Source organism: Halorubrum tebenquichense DSM 14210 (genome assembly GCF_000337415.1).
Classification (GTDB): domain Archaea; phylum Halobacteriota; class Halobacteria; order Halobacteriales; family Haloferacaceae; genus Halorubrum; species Halorubrum tebenquichense.
Genome location: NZ_AOJD01000027.1, coordinates 200,099 through 217,255 on the forward strand (window position 1 = coordinate 200,099; position 17,157 = coordinate 217,255).

The following is a 17,157-nucleotide window of genomic DNA, read 5'->3' on the forward strand; positions in this document are numbered from 1 at the left end:
CGCGCCGGTCGGCGACGACGAAGACGGCGGTCCGACGGGGTGGAATCCGGGGGGTCGAGCGGGACGGAGACGCCGGGATGACGGGGGAGAGGAGGACGCGTCGAAGGGTATTTGTACGCGCGAACGGAGGTCCCAATAACGGATATCCATGACATCACTCACCCTCTTGAGTACGGGTCTGATGGGCCTACTCGTCGTCGCCACGTTCGTCGCAGTCGCCGAGATCGGAGGGAAGCGGTCCGCTCCCGGCCGCGGCGAGAGCGGCGGACGCTACGAGGCCGTCGTCGCGACGCTCGCCGAGTTCGTCCGGACGCCGGTCGTGTGGGCGGTCTCGTTCGTCGGCGTCACCGTTCTCATCGGCGGGAGCATCCTCCTCGGCGTCGGGAGCTTCGGCATCCCCGAGGGGCTCGCCGGCACGCTGGTGACCGTCGCGTACCTCCTCGTCGCCCTGCTTCTCGTCGGCTTCGTCTTCCTCGGTGCCTACTTCGCGACCCGGAGCCGCGGGCTCGGGAACGCGCACGGCGTCGCCGCCGGGACCCTCGCCACCGGTGCGGCCTTCCTCGTTCTCGTCACCGTCCAACTGGTCGTCGGCGTCGTCGGCTGACCGGCCCGCCGAACCGCTCAGCCGACGGCGATCGAATTCCGAAACGAACACCCCGTCAGCGCCCGCCCTCGACGCTCGACTCCCGAAGTCCGCCGTCGAGACCGAGTCCGACGACCCCGCCGTACCGGCCCCATACGACGACGAGCGACGGGACGAGCAGGATCGAACAGAGGTACGCGTAGAACACGCCCAGCGCGAGCAGGATCCCGAAGTCGCGCAGCAGGGGAATCACCGCGAGCCACAGGACGCCCAGCCCGGAGACGGTGGTGAGCATGCTGCCGGTGAGCGCCCCGCCGGTCCCGGCGATGGTGACGTCGAGCGCCTCGTCGACGGGGAGCCCCGACTTGTACTCGTCGACGAACCGGTGGACGAAGTGGACGGTGTAGTCGACGCCGAGCCCGATAGAGACGGAGAGGATCGGCGCGTTGATCGGCGTCAGCGGAATGTCGAGCAGCCGCATCGACCCGATGAGCAGCCCGACCGTCACGAGAACAGGGACGAGGTTCAACAGGCCGTACACCGCCTTCCCTTCGAGGTACGCGTACGACAGCGCCAGGAACAGCGCCGTGAGGCCGAAGGCCGCGAACAGGCTCCGGATAGCCGACTCCGTCAACAGGTCGATCACCGCCTCATTGACGACGAGGGAACCGGTCGGGACGGCTTCGAGCGGGGTGCGCTCGGCGAGGGCGCGCACGTCCGCGACCGCCTCGGAGTTGTCGACGCCGGGCCGGATCGTGTAGTCGATCCGCGCGCTGCCGCGGTCGGCGGCCAGGTAGCCGCGTGCCTGCGTCTCGGCGGGGGAGTCGAGGAGCGCGTCGTACACCTCGTCGACGTTCCGGTCCGGGACGCCCGTGCCGAGGCGGTCGTTTCGCTCGACGAGCGACGCGAACTCGGGGTCCTGTGCCGCCCGATCGTCGATCACGGTGACGACGCTCGTCGCTGCCGCGCGGCGCTCGTCGGTGGTCTCGAAGGTGTCCGGCGGGTTCCGCGTCGTCCGGTCGATCAGTTCCAGGGCGTCGTCGTCTCTGACCGACTGGTCGACGTACAACGTCACGGACCCGCCGAAGTTCTGTTCGAACTCCTCCTCGAACAGGTCCAACACGTCGAGGAACGTGTACTCGGTCGGCGCGAACGGCTCCGGCAGGTCGGCGTACGTCTCCAGCCGGTCCTGGTCGGGGAAGAACGCCTCCTCCGAGAACTCCGTGTTCACCCCCGTGCCGTACGCGCCGCCGGCCGCGCCGCCGACGAGGAGCAGGACGACGACGGCGACCGGAGCGATCCGGGAGAGGTCGACGCCGACGCGGAGGACGCGCGCGAGCCGCGACCCGCCCGAGCCGAGCGCGGTCGTCCCGAACTCCGGGATCGGCAGCCGCTCGCGCCACCGGTCGGCCAACACCTTCGCCGCCGGGAGGTAGACGCTGAATATCAGGAGCGTGAAGATGATCCCGGCGGCCGCGACGATCCCGAAGTCGCGGTTGGGGTCGAAGGGACTCACCACGTTGGAGACGAGCCCGAACACCGTGGTGATCGTCACAAGCAGGAAGGCGACAACAAGCTGGTCGGTCGTGGTCCGCATCGACGCCCCGATCCCGGTCCCGGTCTCCCGCTCCTCGCGGTAGCGGTTGACGATGTGGATCCCGAAGTCGATCCCGACCGCGAGCAACAGCGGGAAGACGGTCACGAGCGAGTCCGAGAACGGGATCCCGGCGTAGCCCATGAAGCCGAACGTCCAGAGTAGCGACAGCAGGAGCGCGGAGATGCCGATCGCCATGTCGATCGGGTCGCGGTACGCGAAGATCAGGAACCCGACGATCAGGATGAGCGCCGCCGGGAAGACGATGATCGCGGTGTCGATCAGCAGCGCGCTGATCTCCGACTGGAGGACGCCGTCGCCGAAGAGGATCGCGTTCTCGCCGGCCTCGTTGCCCGGAACCGAGTCGACGACGTCGACGCTGCGGGTCTGAAGCTCCGTCACCCGCGCCGTCGTCGCCGCGTCCGGCAGGTCGTAGGTGATCCCCACGATGGCGGTCCCGGCCCGCTGCGCGGTGGGGTTGTAGTCGACGGACACCTGCGGCGCGACCGCGCCGGCCGCGTCCGCGTCGGCGACGGCGGTCCGGAGGTCGGCCGGCGTCGCCTCCGCCACGGCGTCGCGTCGCTCCGCCGCGCTCTCGGCCGCCGGGTCCAACTGTCGCGCGATCGCGTCCGCGTGACTCGACGTCGACGCGACCCGGAGCGTCGAACGCGATTCAAGCCGCGACTGCGTCTCCAGCGTCCGGACGAGCGCGTCGCGGGAGAGGACGTTGTCGTCGGAGACGATCACCTGCGCGGAGGTCGCGGACCCCCCGATCGAAGTCTCGAACTCCTCGTCGATCTCGTCGAGCGCCCGCTGGGCGGGGATGTCCTGCGTGAACTGGTCCGCGCCCGCGCTGGTCTCGATGCCGGTCAGGCCGCCGGCGAAGACGACGGTGACGAGGAGGAAGGCCGCGATGACCGCCAGCGGCCGCTCCGTGACGAGGCGGTCGACCCGCTCGATGAGGCGGTCGACCGCGGTCACCGACGCCCCGCTGTCCGGCGGGTCGCCGGTCGCCGTCCGATGGTGGTCACTGACCGTCGGAGGTGGATCGGTTCCCTCGCGCGGCCGGTAGTGCGTTCCGTCATCCGATCACCGCCGTCGGTACCAGACAGCGCCGCCGGCCGCGGCGACGACGACCAGGACGACGACGGCGATCAGTCCGGTCGGGGTCCCGCCGTCGTCGACGGGTTCGGTCACCGACACCGGGACCTGCGTCACGTCCGAGATGCGGTCGTTGCCACGCTCGTCGTCGTACCGGAAGTCGAGTTCGATCGGGTGGTCCTCCACGCTCGCGCCCGGGGCGGCGGACACCTCGAACCAGACGTTCGTGGACTCGCCGGGCTCCAACTCGTCGACGAACGCCTCGTCGTTGACCGTCGACAGCGGGCTGTCGGCGTAGAGGCCGGCGTTGATCGACGACAGCGTCTCCGGCCGCCGGTTCGTGATCTCCACGTCGATCCGCTGGGTCCCGCCCGCCGGGACCGTGGCGTTCTCGACGTCGAGCTCGAACTCCGGCTGTCGCGGCGCGACCTCGACGCGGCGGGTCTCCTCGACGGCGACCGTGGCGTCGCCGCTGTCGTACTCGGTGGTGAACCGGAACTGCCGCGGCCCGGGGTCGGCGCTCCCGCTCACGTCGGCGTCGAACGAGAACTCCGCGGACTCGCCCGCCGGAATGGTCGGGAGCGCGTACCGGCTCTCGCCGAGGCTCACGCGGTTACTCCCGGAGTCGGCCACGAGGACCGCGTCCTCAACGTCGACCGGCCCCTCGTTCGTCAGCGTGCCGGAGACCGTCCCGGAGTACCCGACTTCGAGCGTCCCGGAGACGTTGCGCAGCGAGAACGACTGCTCCGGGATCGGAACGACGCCGGCGCGCGCGGCGGCCGCGGTCGCGTCGACCCCGTTCGGGTCGCGGTAGTCGACCGTCGAGGAGAGCGCGTACGCTCCGTCGCCGAACGCCTCGCCGACGGTCGAGTCGAACGTCACCGTCCGGTTCTCGCCGGGGGCCCAGTCGCCGACGAACGACTGGCCGCCGCCCTCGCCGAGTTGGACGCCGGGCGCGGTCGTGGACCCGGAGACGACGGCGTCGCGGGCGGTCTCGTCGCCCACGTTCGCCATCGTGACCGTCACGTCGCCGCTGCCGCCGACCTGCGCGTCGGTGTCGGTCTCGATGACCGCGAATCGCGCGCCGTCGTCGACGACGATCGTCAGGTCGAAGTCGTCGATCCCGCGCCGGTCCTTGTGGTCGTTGAACTCGGGAATGACCTCGAAGGTGTACCGGTAGCGGGCCGTCGCCTCCACCTCGTACGTTCCGTCCGGCACGTCGTCGGGCACGGTCACGTCGAGCGGGACGGAGACCGGGCTCGCGGAGGTCGGCACGTCGCCGACCGGAATCTTCCCGTCCTCGACGTCGATCGGCACGTCGCCGTCGTCGACCTCAAGGGTGAGTCCGCGGGCCGTCGTCACCCGGGAGTCGAGCTGGTTGCCGATGGTCATCTCGCCGGTGTTGACGATGTCGACCGTGACCGTCGACTCCGCGCCGCTCGGCACCGACCGCTGCGAGACGAAGAGGTCGAGCACGGGCGACCCCCGGACCTGTCTGTCCGTCGGGTCCGACGCGGTGCCCGCCTGCGCGACGGTGCCGTCCGCGGCCGGGCCGCCGACGCCCGAGAGCGCGGCGTGACCGTCTGCGGGGGACGTGTCCGCGTTCGCCGCCGCCGCGCCGGCGAGCGAGACGCCGACGAGGAGCGCGGCCGCGGCGGCGACGGCGAGCGCGACCGTCGCGAGCCGCGTCGGTCGGCTCATCGATCGCCTCCGCCGTCCTTTCGGGAGGGTCTGATCGCGCGCGGCGACCGGGCGTGCCGTGACGCGTCGGATCGAGTCATACAGTCCGCTCGGAGCCCCGGGGAATAAGCCTGTTGAATGAACGTTCAATCAGGAGTGGTATATAATACACCCGCCTACGGGTCCGTATGGACGACCCGTTCGCGGAGCCGTCGGACACCCGGCAGGCGATCCTCGGCGCGGCGTTCCGCGCGCTCTGCGAGCACGGGTACGCGAACGTCACGATCAAGCGGATCGGCGACGAGTTCGACAAGAGCCAGTCGCTCGTGTATCACCACTACGACGGGAAAGACGACCTGCTGCTCGACCTGCTTGAGTTCCTGCTCGACCAGTTCGAGGCGTCCATCGCGGACGGGAGCGCCACGGACCCGCCGGAAGCGAAGGAGGCGTCGGAGGGGGACGGACCGTCGTGGCGCGGCGAGGCGGCCGCGGGCGGGCCGACCGAGATGCCCCCCGAAGCGGCCTTCGACCGCTCGGCGCGCGAACAGCTCGACGGGTACCTCGCGGCCGCGGTCGATCCGGACTCGCTCGACGAGGCGTACGCGCCGGACGCGCGGTTCGTCACGGTGATGACGGAGCTCCGGTCGCAGGCCGCCAACGACGAGGCGTACCGCGAACACTTCGACCGCAGCGACCGCGTCTTCGGCGCGTACCTCGAACGGATCGTCCGCGAGGCGGCGGCCGAGGCGTCTCGCGAGGACGCCGCGCCGTCTCCGGGAGGTCCCGAGGCCGCGGACGCCGACCGGTCCGTCGCCGCGTCGGACGTCGCGTCGACGCTCCAGACGTTCGCCACCGGCGGGATGTTCCGGTGGGCGACGACGAACGACCGGGCGTGGGTCGCGGAGTCGCGGGCCGGGATCGACCGCTACCTGGAGGCGGTGCTGCCGCTCGTGGAGACGGACGAGCGGTCCTGAAACGGGGGCCGCCGCGCGCGTGCCGCGCGGTTCGCGGTGCGCGCCGTCAGCGGTCGGTGACGCCGTCGGCGTCCATCCGCGAGACCTCCTCTTCGAGCCACTCGCGGAGCCACTTCACGCGCTTGATGCGCTGGTGGGCGATGCTTTCAGCGGTGTCGGAGACGACGCGGTCCGTGTGGTCGTACGCGCGCTGAAGCACGCGGTCGACCATCTTCGCGGAGTCCATGTGGGTCCGCGACTCGTAGCCCATCCGCAACAGCATGAGGACCGCGCCGTTCGCGCCGACCTTGTCGAGCACGTCGGCCTCGATCAGGCATCGGCTCTCCAAGGGCACGGCCGACAGGTCGCCGGTGTACGAGTGGTCGACGACCGCCCCGCACACCTCCTCGATGAACGACTCGGGGTAGTTGCCGCGGCTCTGGAGGTACTCGCGGGTGACGCGCGCGCCGGCCTCCGCGTGAACGTCCTGTTCGGCCTCGAGCTTGGCGACGTCGTGGAAGACGGCGGCGACACGGACCACGTCGACGTCCGCGCCCTCGGCCTCGGCGATCTCGGTCGCGAGGTCGACGACGTTGAGGATGTGGTTGAACCGGTACGACGACGAGTGCCACGGGTACCAGCGCATGCGGCCGCCGTCGTCCTCGCTCTCGACGCTGGCCGCGAGGTAGTCGCGGACGAACCCCTTCATCTCCTCGAAATCCTCGTCGCTCACCTCCGTTTCCTTAATTTCGACGCCCACCGGGACCACCTCGGGCGAAAAGATCGTGATTCATTACCGTCACGGAGGAGCGTTTCGGTCTTAGGCGTTACGACGGAGCCTTCGGCCGGAGACGGCCTCGACGACGAAGCGCGCGGATGGCCTCCGGGGACGGGCTCTCGGCTGTGCCGCGGCGCGGGACCGCAGAGGGCGCGACGATGCGGGACCGCAGGAGCCGGCGCGACGCGGGACGCTTAACAGGGGCGCGGCCGCATCGGCTGGTATGTTGAGCCCCTTCGGGAGCGATGACCGCGCTCGGTTCCAGCGGGCGGCGGCGGTCAACGTCGTCGGCAACGCGGTGAAGATCGCGGTCGTCGGGGGAACGGGGATCGCGTTCGGCAGCATCGCGCTCTTGGCCGACGCGGCCCACTCGGTGGCGGACCTCGTCGCCAGCGCGGTGGTGTTCGTCTGGGGGGGCTCGCGGTACGAGAGCGCGGACGAGACCCACCCGCACGGCCACCAGCGGATCGAACCGCTGACGGCGCTGTTCGTCGGCGCGACGATCGCGGTCCTCGGACTGCTCCTGTTGCGCGAGTCGGTGCTCGGGTTCGTCGGTCCGGTGGAGGTGCGGCCGAGCCCCCTCCTCGTCGGAGCGCTGCTGTTCGCGACGGCCGACATGTACCTGCTGTACCGGTACACGGAACTGGTGAACGCCGAGCTCGGGTCGACCGCGCTCGAGGCCCTCGCGGTGGACTGTCTCAACGACATCTACACCACGCTCGCCGCCTTGGTCGGCGTGTTCGGCGTGCTGCTGAACGTCCCGATCCTCGATCCGGTCGCCGGGGCGCTCGTCAGCGTCCTCGTCGTGTATCAGGGGATCGAGATCGGCCGCGAGAACGTCACGTACCTCGTCGGGGGAGCGCCCCCGCCGGGCGACCGCGACCGGATCGTCGCCGCCCTCCGCGACCACGCCGCCGTCGAGGGGGTCCACGACCTCACCGTGTTCTACGACGGGACCGACCTGGAGGTCGAGGTCCACGTCGAGGTCGACGGGACGATGACCCTCCGGGAGGCCCACGACGTGGAGACGGAACTCGTCACGAGCCTCCGCGCGCTGGAGGATGTCGGCGACGTGCACGTCCACCTCGACCCCTCCGGGCTCGGCGAGTGGAAGGACGCACCGGAGGCGGTCGACGCGCCGCCGGAGTAAACGCGGCCACCGCGACCGAGCGACCGCACGGGCCGGCCCGGAACCGCCGGCGGCGTGCGGGTTATGCCGACGCAAGCCCTACGATCGGACATGCTCGGCCGCCGCTGGTTGGAGATGACGTGGCGGGACGGACTGTTCGCGCACTGGCCCGTCGACCCGGAGGTCGTCGCTGCGGCGCTCCCCGACGGTCTCTCGGTCGCGACCCACGACGGCGACGCGTACCTCGGGGTCGTCCCGTTCGTGATGGACGACATCCGCCCCCGAGGCGTGCCGATGGGGCTGTCGTTCCCCGAACTCAACCTCCGGACGTACGTCGAGGGACCGAACGGTCCGGGCGTCTACTTCCACAGCCTCGACGCCGACGACCGGCTCGGCGTGGCGGTCGCCCGAGGGCTGTTCCGGCTCCCGTACTACCGGGCCGAGACCGACGTTCGACGCGGGGGCGGGAGCCTCGGTGACGCCGGCGACGGAACCCCCAGCGACGCCGGCGACGCGGACCCGGCGAACGGCCGCTCCGTCCGGTTCGCGAGCCGTCGCGTCCACCGCGGCGTCCCGCACGCCCGGTTCGACGCGACCTACGCGCCGGTCGGCGAGGCGTTCACGCCGGAGGCGGGGTCGCTGCCGGCGTTCCTGCTGGAGAACTACCGCTTCTACACCGCGGGGTCTGGCGGGCGGCTGTACGTCGGCGAGATAGAGCACGAGCCGTGGACGCTGCGGCCGGCGGAGGCGGAGATACGGTCGAACACCCTGTTCGCCGCGAACGGGTTCGACCGCCCCGACGGCGATCCGATACTCCACTACTCGGAGCCGATCGCGGTCACGGCCGACCGGATCAGGCGGGCCTGACGCCGGGCGGGCCGGACGTGGCGGCGGCGAACGGCCGGGGTACGGCGACTGCCAGCGAACGACCGGGTTACGGGAACAGCCCGCGGTACTCGTGGGCCTTCGCCGTGCGCTCCAAGGCGAGCGTGTACGCGGCGGTCCGCAGGTCGGGCAGTTCCTTGGTGTCGTACTGCTCGATCGTCTTGTCGAACGCGTCGCCGATGCGGCGCTCCAACTCGGCGTTGACCGTCTCCAGCGGCCACGAGAACTCCTGTGCGTTCTGGACCCACTCCAAGTAGGAGACGATGACGCCGCCGGCGTTCGCGAGGATGTCGGGCACGACCTGGATGTCGCGCTCCGTGAGCACCTCGTCGGCGGCGACGGTCGTCGGACCGTTCGCGGCCTCGACGATCGCAGACGCCCGCAGGTCGTCGACGTTGTCGGCGGTGATCACGCCCTCGACGGCGGCCGGGATGAGCACGTCGACGTCGAGGGTGAGAAGCTCCGCGTTGGTGATCTGGTCCGGATTATCCCAGGTGGAGCCGTCCGCGTTCCCGCGGTACTCGCCCGCGACGTACTCGGAGATTAGGCCGCCGGCGTCGACGTGCGCGCCGAGCGCCGCCACGTCGAGCCCGTCGGGGTCGTAGGCGGCCCCCGACACGTCCGAGGTCGCGACCACGTTGGCACCCGCCTCGTCGAGGAGCCGGGCGGCGTTGGACCCGACGTTGCCGAACCCTTGGAGGGCGATCGTGGCGTCCGAGAGGTCGCGGTCGAGGTACTCGAAGAGCCGCTCGGTCACGAGCGAGACGCCGCGGCCGGTCGCCTCGACGCGGCCGGGCGTCCCGCCGATCTCGAGCGGTTTCCCGGTGACGGCCTGCGGGACGGAGTGCCCCTCGTACATCGAGTAGGTGTCCATCATCCACGCCATCGTCTGCGGGTTCGTGTTCATGTCCGGCGCGGGCACGTCGACCTCGGGGCCGATCATCCGGCGGATTCCCTCGGTGTACCGCCGGGTCAGGCTCTCCAAGTCGTTCTGCGTCAGCTCCTTCGGCTCGCAGATCACGCCGCCCTTCGCGCCGCCGTACGGGAGGTCGACCAGCGCGGTCTTCCACGTCATCCACCCGGCGAGCGCCTCGACCTCGCGCTGGGTCACCGACGGGTGGAACCGCACGCCGCCCTTGAACGGCCCGCGCGCGCTGTCGAACTGACAGCGGTACCCCTCGAACACCTCGACCTCGCCCGAGTCCAGTTCGACGGGGAGCGTGACCTTGAGGGTCCGTTCCGGGTGTTTGAGCCGCTCGAAGATCCCGTGGTCCACGTCTGCGTACTCCTCGGCACGGTCCATCTGCGCGAGCATGTTCTCGAACGGGTCGTCGGTCATGGCCGGCACGACTCGACCCCGGGTCATATCGGTTTCGGCAAGTATCGCCTTCGAGAGAGAGTGTCTATCATGATTGTCGCGTCCGAGTCCCGTCAGTCGCTTCCGGCCGGACTTATACGTCGGGCGCGTCAACCGCCGGCCATGACACGCGGACACGCGACGGGGGACCGTCGATGACGGCACAGACGCTCCACCCCCGAGTCCAGATCGTGTGGGTCCTCCGTGCGGTGCTCCTGTCGGCGCTCGTCACCGCCCCGTTCGCCGGCGGCGCGTACCTCGGGTACCTCCCGGAGTGGGCACCGGTGGGGGTCGGAGCCGCGATGCTGACGCTCACCGTCGCGCACGCGCTGCTCCGGTACCGTCGCTGGAGCTACGAGATCCGCGAGGACGCGATCTACCTCGACCGCGGCGTGATCACGCAGGTGCGGACCACGGTGCCGCTGGTGCGGATCCAGCACGTCGACTCCCGGCGCGGCCCGATCGAGCGGACCGCCGGGCTCGCCTCGTGCGTGGTGTACACCGCCGGATCGCGGGGCGCTGACGTGCGGATCCCCGGACTCACGCCGGACGGCGCGAGCGACCTCCGCGAGGAACTGAAACGGCTGGCCATCCGCGCCGACGGGGAGGACGCGGTGTGAAGCTAGCGCCGCAGTCGGTCCCGTACCGCGCGCTCCAGAAGGCGGCCGGGACCGCCCTCGCCCTGTTCGTGATCGTCAACAGCGGCGGGTTCGGAATCCCGCTGGCGGTCGCCGGCGGCGCGGCGATCCTCCTCGCGATGCTCGCCTACGAGGTCGCGTACTACCGCCGGTTCGAGTACGTCCTCACGGAAGACACGCTCGACATCTCCTCCGGCGTCATCTCTCGGCGCGAGCGCGAGATCCCGTACCGCCGGATCCAGAACGTCGACGTGAGCCGGTCCGTGATCCAGCGCGCGATCGGTGTCGCCGCGGTCGATCTGGAGACCGCCGGCGGCTCCAGCACAGAGGGGTCGATCCGGTTCGTCACGCCCGAGGAGGCGACCCGCCTCCGGCGCGAGGTCCAGCGCCGGAAGTCCGACGCGGGCCGGGCGGGCGGTGCCGGCGACGGGACCGACGCCGTCGACGACGCGGTCGAGGGCGGGCGCGACGACGCGTTCGCGCCGGACGAGGAGGTCCTGTTCGCCATCTCGCCCGGAGAACTCGCCCTCGTCGGGGCGCTGTCGTTCGACGGACGCCTCATCGGGCTGTTGGCGTTCCTCAGCTCCGGGTCGTTCCCGGTGCTGTCGGGCTTCCTGCCGGAGACATCCGCCGCCGCGCTCACCGCGACGGCGTTCGTCGGCGTGGCGGCGCTGTTCCTCGCGTCGTGGCTCATCGGCGCGGGCGTCGCCTTCTCGAACTACTATGGATTCCGGCTCTCGCGCGCCGGCGACGAACTGCGCTACGAGCGCGGGCTGTTCCGGCGGTACAGCGGGTCGATCCCGACCGAGAAGGTCCAGACGCTGCGTATCACGGACAACCCCGCGAAGCGGGCGCTGGGCTACGCGAGTCTCTCGATCGAGACCGCGGGGTACGCGCCCGGACAGGGGTCCGAGTCCGGCAACCAGTCCGCCGTGCCGATCGCGACGACCGACCGCGTCTACCGGCTCGCACACGAGATCGAGTCGTTCGGCACGCCCGAGTTCAACCGGCCGCCGAAGCGGATCCGCTGGCGGTACGTCGTCCGGTACGCGATGACTGTCGGGGTGCTCACGGGGGTCGCGTACGGCGCGAACTGGTACGTCGCGGCGTCGCTCCCGTGGTACGGGGTCGCCGCGCTCTTCCTCGCCGTGCCGCCCGCGGCGCACCTCAAGTGGAAGCACCGCGGCTACTGGCTCGGGGAGGACCACCTGCTCACCCGCAACGGGTTCTGGAGCCGGACCGTCGCGGTTGTCCCGTACTACCGGATACAGAACGTGATCGACAGCCGAACCGTGTTCCAGCGCCGGTGGGGCGTGGCGACGGTCGTCGCCGACACCGCGGGGACCGGGTCGCTGACCGGGAGCGACGCCGCCGCGGTCGACTTCGAGATCGACGAGGCCGAGGCGCTGAAGGAGACGCTCACCGAACGGCTCGCGACCGCCGTCGCGGAGCGGCGGTCGAGCGGGAGCGACCGCTTCGAGTGGGTCGCCGAGGGCGACGGCATCGCCGCGGAACCGGACGCGACGGGTACCGGGTCGGCCGCGGAACCGGACGCAACGACGGGGGAACCGGGATCCGCCGCGGAATCGAGGTCAGCGTCGACGGCCGGCGAGACCGATCGCAGCGACGCGTCGACCCGTCAGGAGACGACGGGCGACGACGCGCCCGACGACGAGGTCGACATCCCGGACGACGGCGTCGTCCGGCCGGACTTCTCGTCAAGCGAGCGCGACTACTCGGAGCCGGCGGAGCGGATCGACACGGGCGGGTACGCCGTCGACCAGAACCCCTCGGACGCCGACGTCGCTCACGGCCCCGGCAGCGCCGGGAGTGACGACGCCGAGAACGACGACGCGGAGGGGGAGAGATCGGAGGGCAGCGAGACGGAGGGCAGTGGGACAGACCGTGACGGGGCTACGGACGACGGCGGAGACGGCGACGCCCCGGGTTCGAGGGAGTGACGGCCGCCGGCGGCGTCACTCGTCGAGCAGCTGTTGGGCGATCGTGTTCCGCAGGACTTCGCTGGTTCCCTCGTAGATCTCCGAGAGCTTCGCGTCGCGGTAGAACCGCTCGGCTGGGAAGTCCTTGGTGTAGCCGTAGCCGCCGTGGATCTGGATCCCCTCGTTGGCGACCTCGCGGGCGATCTCGGAGGCGTACAGCTTCGCCTGCGCGGCCTCCTTGATGTAGTCGTCGTCGCGCATCTTCAGGTCGGCCGCCTCGTGCATCAACAGCTCCGCGGCGCGGGCTTTCGTGTCCATGTCCGCGAGCTTGTGCTGGATCGCCTGGAAGTCGGAGATCGGGCGTTCGAACTGCTCGCGCTCCTGAGCGTACGACTTCGCCTCGTCGAGGGCCGCGCGCGCGATGCCCACCGACCGCGCCGCGATCGTGATCCGGCCGCCGTTGAGCGTCTTCAGCGCGTGGACGAACCCCTCACCCTCCTCGCCGAGCAGCCGGTCCTCGGGGATCCACATGTCGTCGAACCGCAGTTCGGCGGTCGGACACCCCTTGTCGCCGAGCTTGTCCTCCGTCCCCTCGACGACGAACCCGTCGTCCTCCTCGGGGCGCACGACGAACGACGAGATGCCCTTCCGGCCCGCGTCGGGGTCGGTCTTGGCGAACAGCGTGACCGTGTCGGCGACGGAGCCGTTGGAGATCCAGAGCTTCCCGCCGTTGACGAGGTAGCCGTCGCCGTCACGCTCCGCGGTGGTCGACATGGCGGGCACGTCCGAGCCGGCCTCGGCCTCCGAGAGCGCGAACGCGCCGATGTCCTCGGCGGTGTTCAGGGCCGTGAGGTACTCCTGCTTCTGTTCCTCGTCGCCGAACTCGTAGAGCATGTTGCCGGCCAGCGAGGTGTGGGCCGCGACGACCGTCCCGAGCCCCCCGGAGCCCCGGGAGATCTCTTCGAGGCCGATCGCGTAGCTGTGGTAGTCGAGGCCCGCGCCCTCGTACTCGACCGGGAACGGCATCCCCATGAGACCGAGGTCGGCCATCTCGTCGATCAGCTCGGCCGGGAACTCGTCGTTCTCGTCGATCTCGGCCGCCCGCGGCACGACCTCTTCGTCGACGAACTCCGCGACGGTGTCGCGGATCTGACGCTGCTCTTCGGTGAGCGTGAACTCCATGTCGTGACGTTCGGCCGGGCCGACTTAGCCGTTTCCACACGATTGTACACGGGCCGCCGGTTCGTCGGCGCGAACGGCGGCGGAGTCCTCCGATTTCGCGGTTCCGTGCGACGAGCGGCGACCGGCCGCCGTTCCACGAGGCTTTTTATGCGTTGTGCCGTAAGGACTGGCAACTGAATGAGCGGACGAGAACACGGCCCCGGCGAGGCCGACCTCGCGTGGTGTCACGAGGCGGTCCAAGGGGTCTCGCGGACCTTCGCGCTGACCGTCGACGTGCTAGAGGAGCCGATGGCCTCGCAGATCTGCGTCGGCTACCTCCTCTGCCGGGTCGCCGACACCGTCGAGGACGCCGGCCACATCCCCCCGGAAGCCCAGAGCGACGTGCTGCGGACGTACCGACGAGCGATCGACCCGGACGACGAGACCGAGATCGGCGCGTTCCGCGAGGCGGTCGACGAGTGGCTGCCCGCCGAGCGCGACGACGACTGGACCGTCGTCGCGGAGGCACCGACGATCGCCGCCACGTTCGAGGAGTTGGACCCGGAGGCGCAGGAGGCCATCGTCCCGCCGGTGTTGGAGATGGTCGACGGGATGGCGATGTTCGTCGACCGCCACGCCACCGAGGGCGGCCTCCGCATCGACGACCGCGACGAGTTGGAACAGTACTGCTACTACGCGGCCGGCACCGTCGGCAACCTCATCACGAACCTGCTCACCCGCGGCGACGTCGCCGAGGAGCGCGCCGACCGGCTGCGCGAGACCGCCGAGGAGTTCGGGCTCCTCTTGCAGCTGGTGAACGTCTCGAAGGACGTGTACGACGACTACACCGAGGAGAACAACGTCTACCTCCCGGCCGAGTGGCTCGAAGCGGAGGGCGTCGAACAGGAGCGGGTCGTCCACCCGGAGAACCGGGAGTCGTCCGCCCGCGTCGTCGACCGGACCGCCGACTACGCCCGCTCGTTCCTCGACGACGCGCAGGCGTACCTGGAGACGATGCCGCTCTCGAACGGCAACACGATGGAGGCGTGGACCGTCCCGTATCTGCTCGCGGTCGGCACCCTCCGCGAACTCGGGAGCCGCCCGGAGGACGCGCTCACCGAGACCGGCGTGAAGGTGTCCAGACAGGAGGTGTTCGCGGTGATGTCGGCCGCGAGCGACGTCGGCCGCGACTCGCTGGCGGAGCTGCGGCAGACGATCGCCCGGACCCCCTTCCACCGGGCGGTCGGGTCAGCCGACTGAGCCCGGATCGGACGCGCCGATCGCCTTTTCCACTCTCTCACAGCCGCGACCGCGCACGCGACACCGCCGGGACCCGCACTCCGATCGTCTCGCCGAGCGCCTCGGCGGCGCTCAGCAGCCACTCCGCGCGCTCGACCCGAGAGTCGAGGTCCCCCGGCCCGATCCGGTAGCGCTCCACCAGCTCCTCGACGGTCGCGCCGCCGATCCACTCGTCTAAGATGCGGGCCGTCTTCACCGACTCCAGCCACCCCTCGAAGTCGTCCGGCTCGGTCATGTCCGTGGTGAGATGCGCGGAGTTCGTCCGGGCGAACCGGTAGATGTCCGCGCGCTCGGCGTTCCCGAGGTAGGTGTCTTGCATGTCCGGCGTGTCGCAGATGACTTCGAACGCGGTGAGCGTCGTCGCGTCGGAGAGGCCGGCCGCGGCGCGGAGCCCGGCGACGATCCGCTCGCCCGTCTCGGGGCGGACGTACTGCTTCGAGGTGGTCTCGCCGACGGCCGTCGCGACGAGCCGGTAGTCCTCGACGCCGCCGGTCTCCCGGGCGACCATGCCGGCCGCGACGAGGTCGTCGACCGCGACGGCGACCGCGTCGGCGAGGCCGCCGGCCCCGGTCTCCCGCGCGTAGAACGTCCCCTCGAACACGTCGAGGATCTCGGTCTCGGTCGCGGCGAACCCCGTCGCGATCGCCGCGAGGACGTGGGTCCGGAGCGCCCCGGGATCGGCCAACTGCGACTCGACGGCCTCCGGCTCCCCCTCGACGTACCGCTCTCGAACCGCGGCGCGCGTGTCGGCGTCGGCGACGAGGACGGCCTCCCCGTGCGGGTCGAGCCCCGGACGCCCCGCTCGGCCGCACATCTGGTGGACTTCGAGCGTGGGGATCCACTCCATGCCGGCCTCGCCGTACCGGCGCTGGTCGCGGACGACGACGCGGCGCGCGGGGACGTTGACGCCGGCGGCCAGCGTGGGCGTCGCGCAGATACACGCCACGTCGCGGTCGCGGAACGCCGACTCGACGACCGACCGGTGGCCCGACCGGAGCCCGGCGTGATGGAACGCGACGCCGGCGCGCAGGCAGTCGGCGAGCTGCCGGCCGGTGAGCGTCCCGTCCACGTCGGTGGCCTCGTCCGCCGCCGCGTCCGCCGCGTCCTCGATCCCGAGCGTCTCGGCGAGCCCCTCGTCCGCGAGCCGCTCCGCGAGATCGACCGCCTCGCGGCGGGAGCGGACGAACGCGAGACACTGGCCGCCGTCCGCGACCGCGTCGGCGACCAGGGCGGCGGTGACCTCGGTGGCGTCCGGCTCGTCGTCCTCCGCGTCGGTCCCGCCTCTAGTGTCGGTGTCGACCTCGGCGTCGGTATCGCCCCCTCGGTCGGCTCCGCCCCCGTCGTCCCCGTCAGGGTCCGTTTCACCCCCGGACGCGACGTCGACCGACAGGCTCGTCCCGTCGTCGAAGGCGACGTCGCCGCCGACGGCGACGCCGGTCCGCAGCTCGACGGGCCGCCAGTCGGACTCGACGAGGGCGGCGTCGAGCCAGTCCGCGATCGCGTCCGGGTTGTCGACGGTCGCCGACAGCGCCACGGTCTGGAGGTCCGGGTTCCGCCGTCGGAGCGTCGCCAGCGTCACTTCGAGGGTCGGCCCGCGCCGCTTTGCGCCCAGCAGGTGGACCTCGTCGACGACGACGCAGGCCAGCTCGTCGACCCACGAGGCCCCATTGCGGATCGCGGAGTCGACCTTCTCGCTGGTGGCGACCACGACGTCGTTGCCCGCCAGTTCCTCGCCGGTCGCGTCGAAGTCGCCCGTCGAGATGCCAACGTCGACGCCGGGTAGCGCGGCGAACGTCTCGTACTTCTCACGGGCGAGCGCGCGGAGCGGACAGACGTACAGCCCGGGACCGTCGGCGGTCAGGAGCGCGAGCTGGGCGACGAACGTCTTCCCCGAGGCGGTCGGCACCGCCGCGACCACGTCCGCGCCGCCGCAGACGCCCGCCTCGACCGCCGCGCGCTGCGGCGGGTACAGCTCGCGAACGCCGCGGTCGGCGAAGTGGTCGACGACGGACGACGAGAGCGGCAGTTCCCGGACGCGCATACGATCACGCGTTCGGTC

At 71.0% G+C, this 17,157-nt stretch carries 13 protein-coding genes; 7 read left to right on the forward strand and 6 right to left on the reverse strand.

The window, feature by feature from the left end; genetic code table 11:
• Nucleotides 1-181 precede the first annotated feature (181 nt).
• Nucleotides 182-604, forward strand: coding sequence for a hypothetical protein (locus C472_RS04595; RefSeq protein ID WP_006628635.1), 423 nt, complete (start codon nt 182-184; stop codon nt 602-604).
• A gap of 55 nt (nt 605-659) precedes the next feature.
• Here C472_RS04595 and C472_RS04600 read toward each other — a convergent pair whose 3' ends face one another.
• Nucleotides 660-3,158: an efflux RND transporter permease subunit gene (locus tag C472_RS04600; RefSeq protein WP_006628636.1), complete on the reverse strand. Its 2,499-nt coding sequence runs from the start codon at nt 3,156-3,158 to the stop codon at nt 660-662.
• Between the two features lie 108 nt (nt 3,159-3,266).
• A complete protein-coding gene (locus C472_RS04605) occupies nt 3,267-4,979 on the reverse strand; it encodes a COG1361 S-layer family protein (RefSeq protein ID WP_006628637.1) in 1,713 nt (570 codons plus the stop codon).
• A 167-nt stretch (nt 4,980-5,146) separates the two neighbouring features.
• Between C472_RS04605 and C472_RS04610 the strand changes: the two genes are divergently transcribed.
• Nucleotides 5,147-5,932 carry a TetR/AcrR family transcriptional regulator gene (locus C472_RS04610; RefSeq protein WP_006628638.1) on the forward strand — a complete coding sequence of 262 codons (786 nt, stop codon included), beginning with the start codon at nt 5,147-5,149 and terminating at the stop codon, nt 5,930-5,932.
• 46 nt (nt 5,933-5,978) lie between these two features.
• Here C472_RS04610 and C472_RS04615 read toward each other — a convergent pair whose 3' ends face one another.
• The gene (locus C472_RS04615) at nt 5,979-6,680 is read right to left on the reverse strand and encodes an HD domain-containing protein (protein ID WP_006628639.1); all 702 of its coding nucleotides are present in this window, start codon (nt 6,678-6,680) and stop codon (nt 5,979-5,981) included.
• A 232-nt stretch (nt 6,681-6,912) separates the two neighbouring features.
• Here C472_RS04615 and C472_RS04620 point away from each other — a divergent pair, with 232 nt between their 5' ends.
• Both C472_RS04620 and C472_RS04625 read left to right on the forward strand, forming a co-directional pair.
• Nucleotides 6,913-7,839: a cation diffusion facilitator family transporter gene (locus C472_RS04620; RefSeq protein ID WP_006628640.1), complete on the forward strand. Its 927-nt coding sequence runs from the start codon at nt 6,913-6,915 to the stop codon at nt 7,837-7,839.
• A 90-nt stretch (nt 7,840-7,929) separates the two neighbouring features.
• On the forward strand, nt 7,930-8,685 hold the full coding sequence (locus C472_RS04625) for a YqjF family protein (protein ID WP_006628641.1): 756 nt from the start codon (nt 7,930-7,932) through the stop codon (nt 8,683-8,685).
• Between the two features lie 67 nt (nt 8,686-8,752).
• On the opposite strand, the gene C472_RS04630 is transcribed toward C472_RS04625, so the two are convergent.
• Entirely contained in the window at nt 8,753-10,042 is a 1,290-nt protein-coding gene (locus tag C472_RS04630) for a Glu/Leu/Phe/Val family dehydrogenase (protein ID WP_006628642.1), read from the reverse strand.
• Nucleotides 10,043-10,215: 173 nt separating this feature from the next.
• Here C472_RS04630 and C472_RS04635 point away from each other — a divergent pair, with 173 nt between their 5' ends.
• A complete protein-coding gene (locus C472_RS04635; RefSeq protein ID WP_006628643.1) occupies nt 10,216-10,680 on the forward strand; it encodes a PH domain-containing protein in 465 nt (154 codons plus the stop codon).
• Complete coding sequence (locus tag C472_RS04640; RefSeq protein ID WP_006628644.1) at nt 10,677-12,659, forward strand: PH domain-containing protein; 1,983 nt, start codon at nt 10,677-10,679, stop codon at nt 12,657-12,659. Before C472_RS04635 ends, C472_RS04640 begins: the two co-directional genes overlap by 4 nt.
• 15 nt (nt 12,660-12,674) lie before the next feature.
• Here C472_RS04640 and C472_RS04645 read toward each other — a convergent pair whose 3' ends face one another.
• Nucleotides 12,675-13,820, reverse strand: a complete 1,146-nt coding sequence (locus C472_RS04645) for an acyl-CoA dehydrogenase (protein WP_006628645.1) — start codon at nt 13,818-13,820, stop codon at nt 12,675-12,677.
• Between the two features lie 177 nt (nt 13,821-13,997).
• On the opposite strand from C472_RS04645, the gene C472_RS04650 reads away from it, so the two are divergent.
• Nucleotides 13,998-15,059 carry a phytoene/squalene synthase family protein gene (locus C472_RS04650; protein ID WP_006628646.1) on the forward strand — a complete coding sequence of 354 codons (1,062 nt, stop codon included), beginning with the start codon at nt 13,998-14,000 and terminating at the stop codon, nt 15,057-15,059.
• Nucleotides 15,060-15,096: 37 nt separating this feature from the next.
• On the opposite strand, the gene C472_RS04655 is transcribed toward C472_RS04650, so the two are convergent.
• Nucleotides 15,097-17,139, reverse strand: a complete 2,043-nt coding sequence (locus C472_RS04655; RefSeq protein ID WP_006628647.1) for a DEAD/DEAH box helicase — start codon at nt 17,137-17,139, stop codon at nt 15,097-15,099.
• Nucleotides 17,140-17,157: the final 18 nt, after the last annotated feature.

Bases quoted from the DNA above. Each gene is read 5' to 3' on its own strand.
- C472_RS04635 (WP_006628643.1), top strand. From the start codon at position 10,216: ATGACGGCACAGACGCTCCACCCCCGAGTCCAGATCGTGTGGGTCCTC.
- C472_RS04605 (WP_006628637.1), bottom strand. From the start codon at position 4,979: ATGAGCCGACCGACGCGGCTCGCGACGGTCGCGCTCGCCGTCGCCGCC.
- C472_RS04645 (WP_006628645.1), bottom strand. From the start codon at position 13,820: ATGGAGTTCACGCTCACCGAAGAGCAGCGTCAGATCCGCGACACCGTC.
- C472_RS04595 (WP_006628635.1), top strand. From the start codon at position 182: ATGGGCCTACTCGTCGTCGCCACGTTCGTCGCAGTCGCCGAGATCGGA.
- C472_RS04620 (WP_006628640.1), top strand. From the start codon at position 6,913: ATGTTGAGCCCCTTCGGGAGCGATGACCGCGCTCGGTTCCAGCGGGCG.
- C472_RS04655 (WP_006628647.1), bottom strand. From the start codon at position 17,139: ATGCGCGTCCGGGAACTGCCGCTCTCGTCGTCCGTCGTCGACCACTTC.
- C472_RS04610 (WP_006628638.1), top strand. From the start codon at position 5,147: ATGGACGACCCGTTCGCGGAGCCGTCGGACACCCGGCAGGCGATCCTC.
- C472_RS04625 (WP_006628641.1), top strand. From the start codon at position 7,930: ATGCTCGGCCGCCGCTGGTTGGAGATGACGTGGCGGGACGGACTGTTC.
- C472_RS04650 (WP_006628646.1), top strand. From the start codon at position 13,998: ATGAGCGGACGAGAACACGGCCCCGGCGAGGCCGACCTCGCGTGGTGT.
- C472_RS04630 (WP_006628642.1), bottom strand. From the start codon at position 10,042: ATGACCGACGACCCGTTCGAGAACATGCTCGCGCAGATGGACCGTGCC.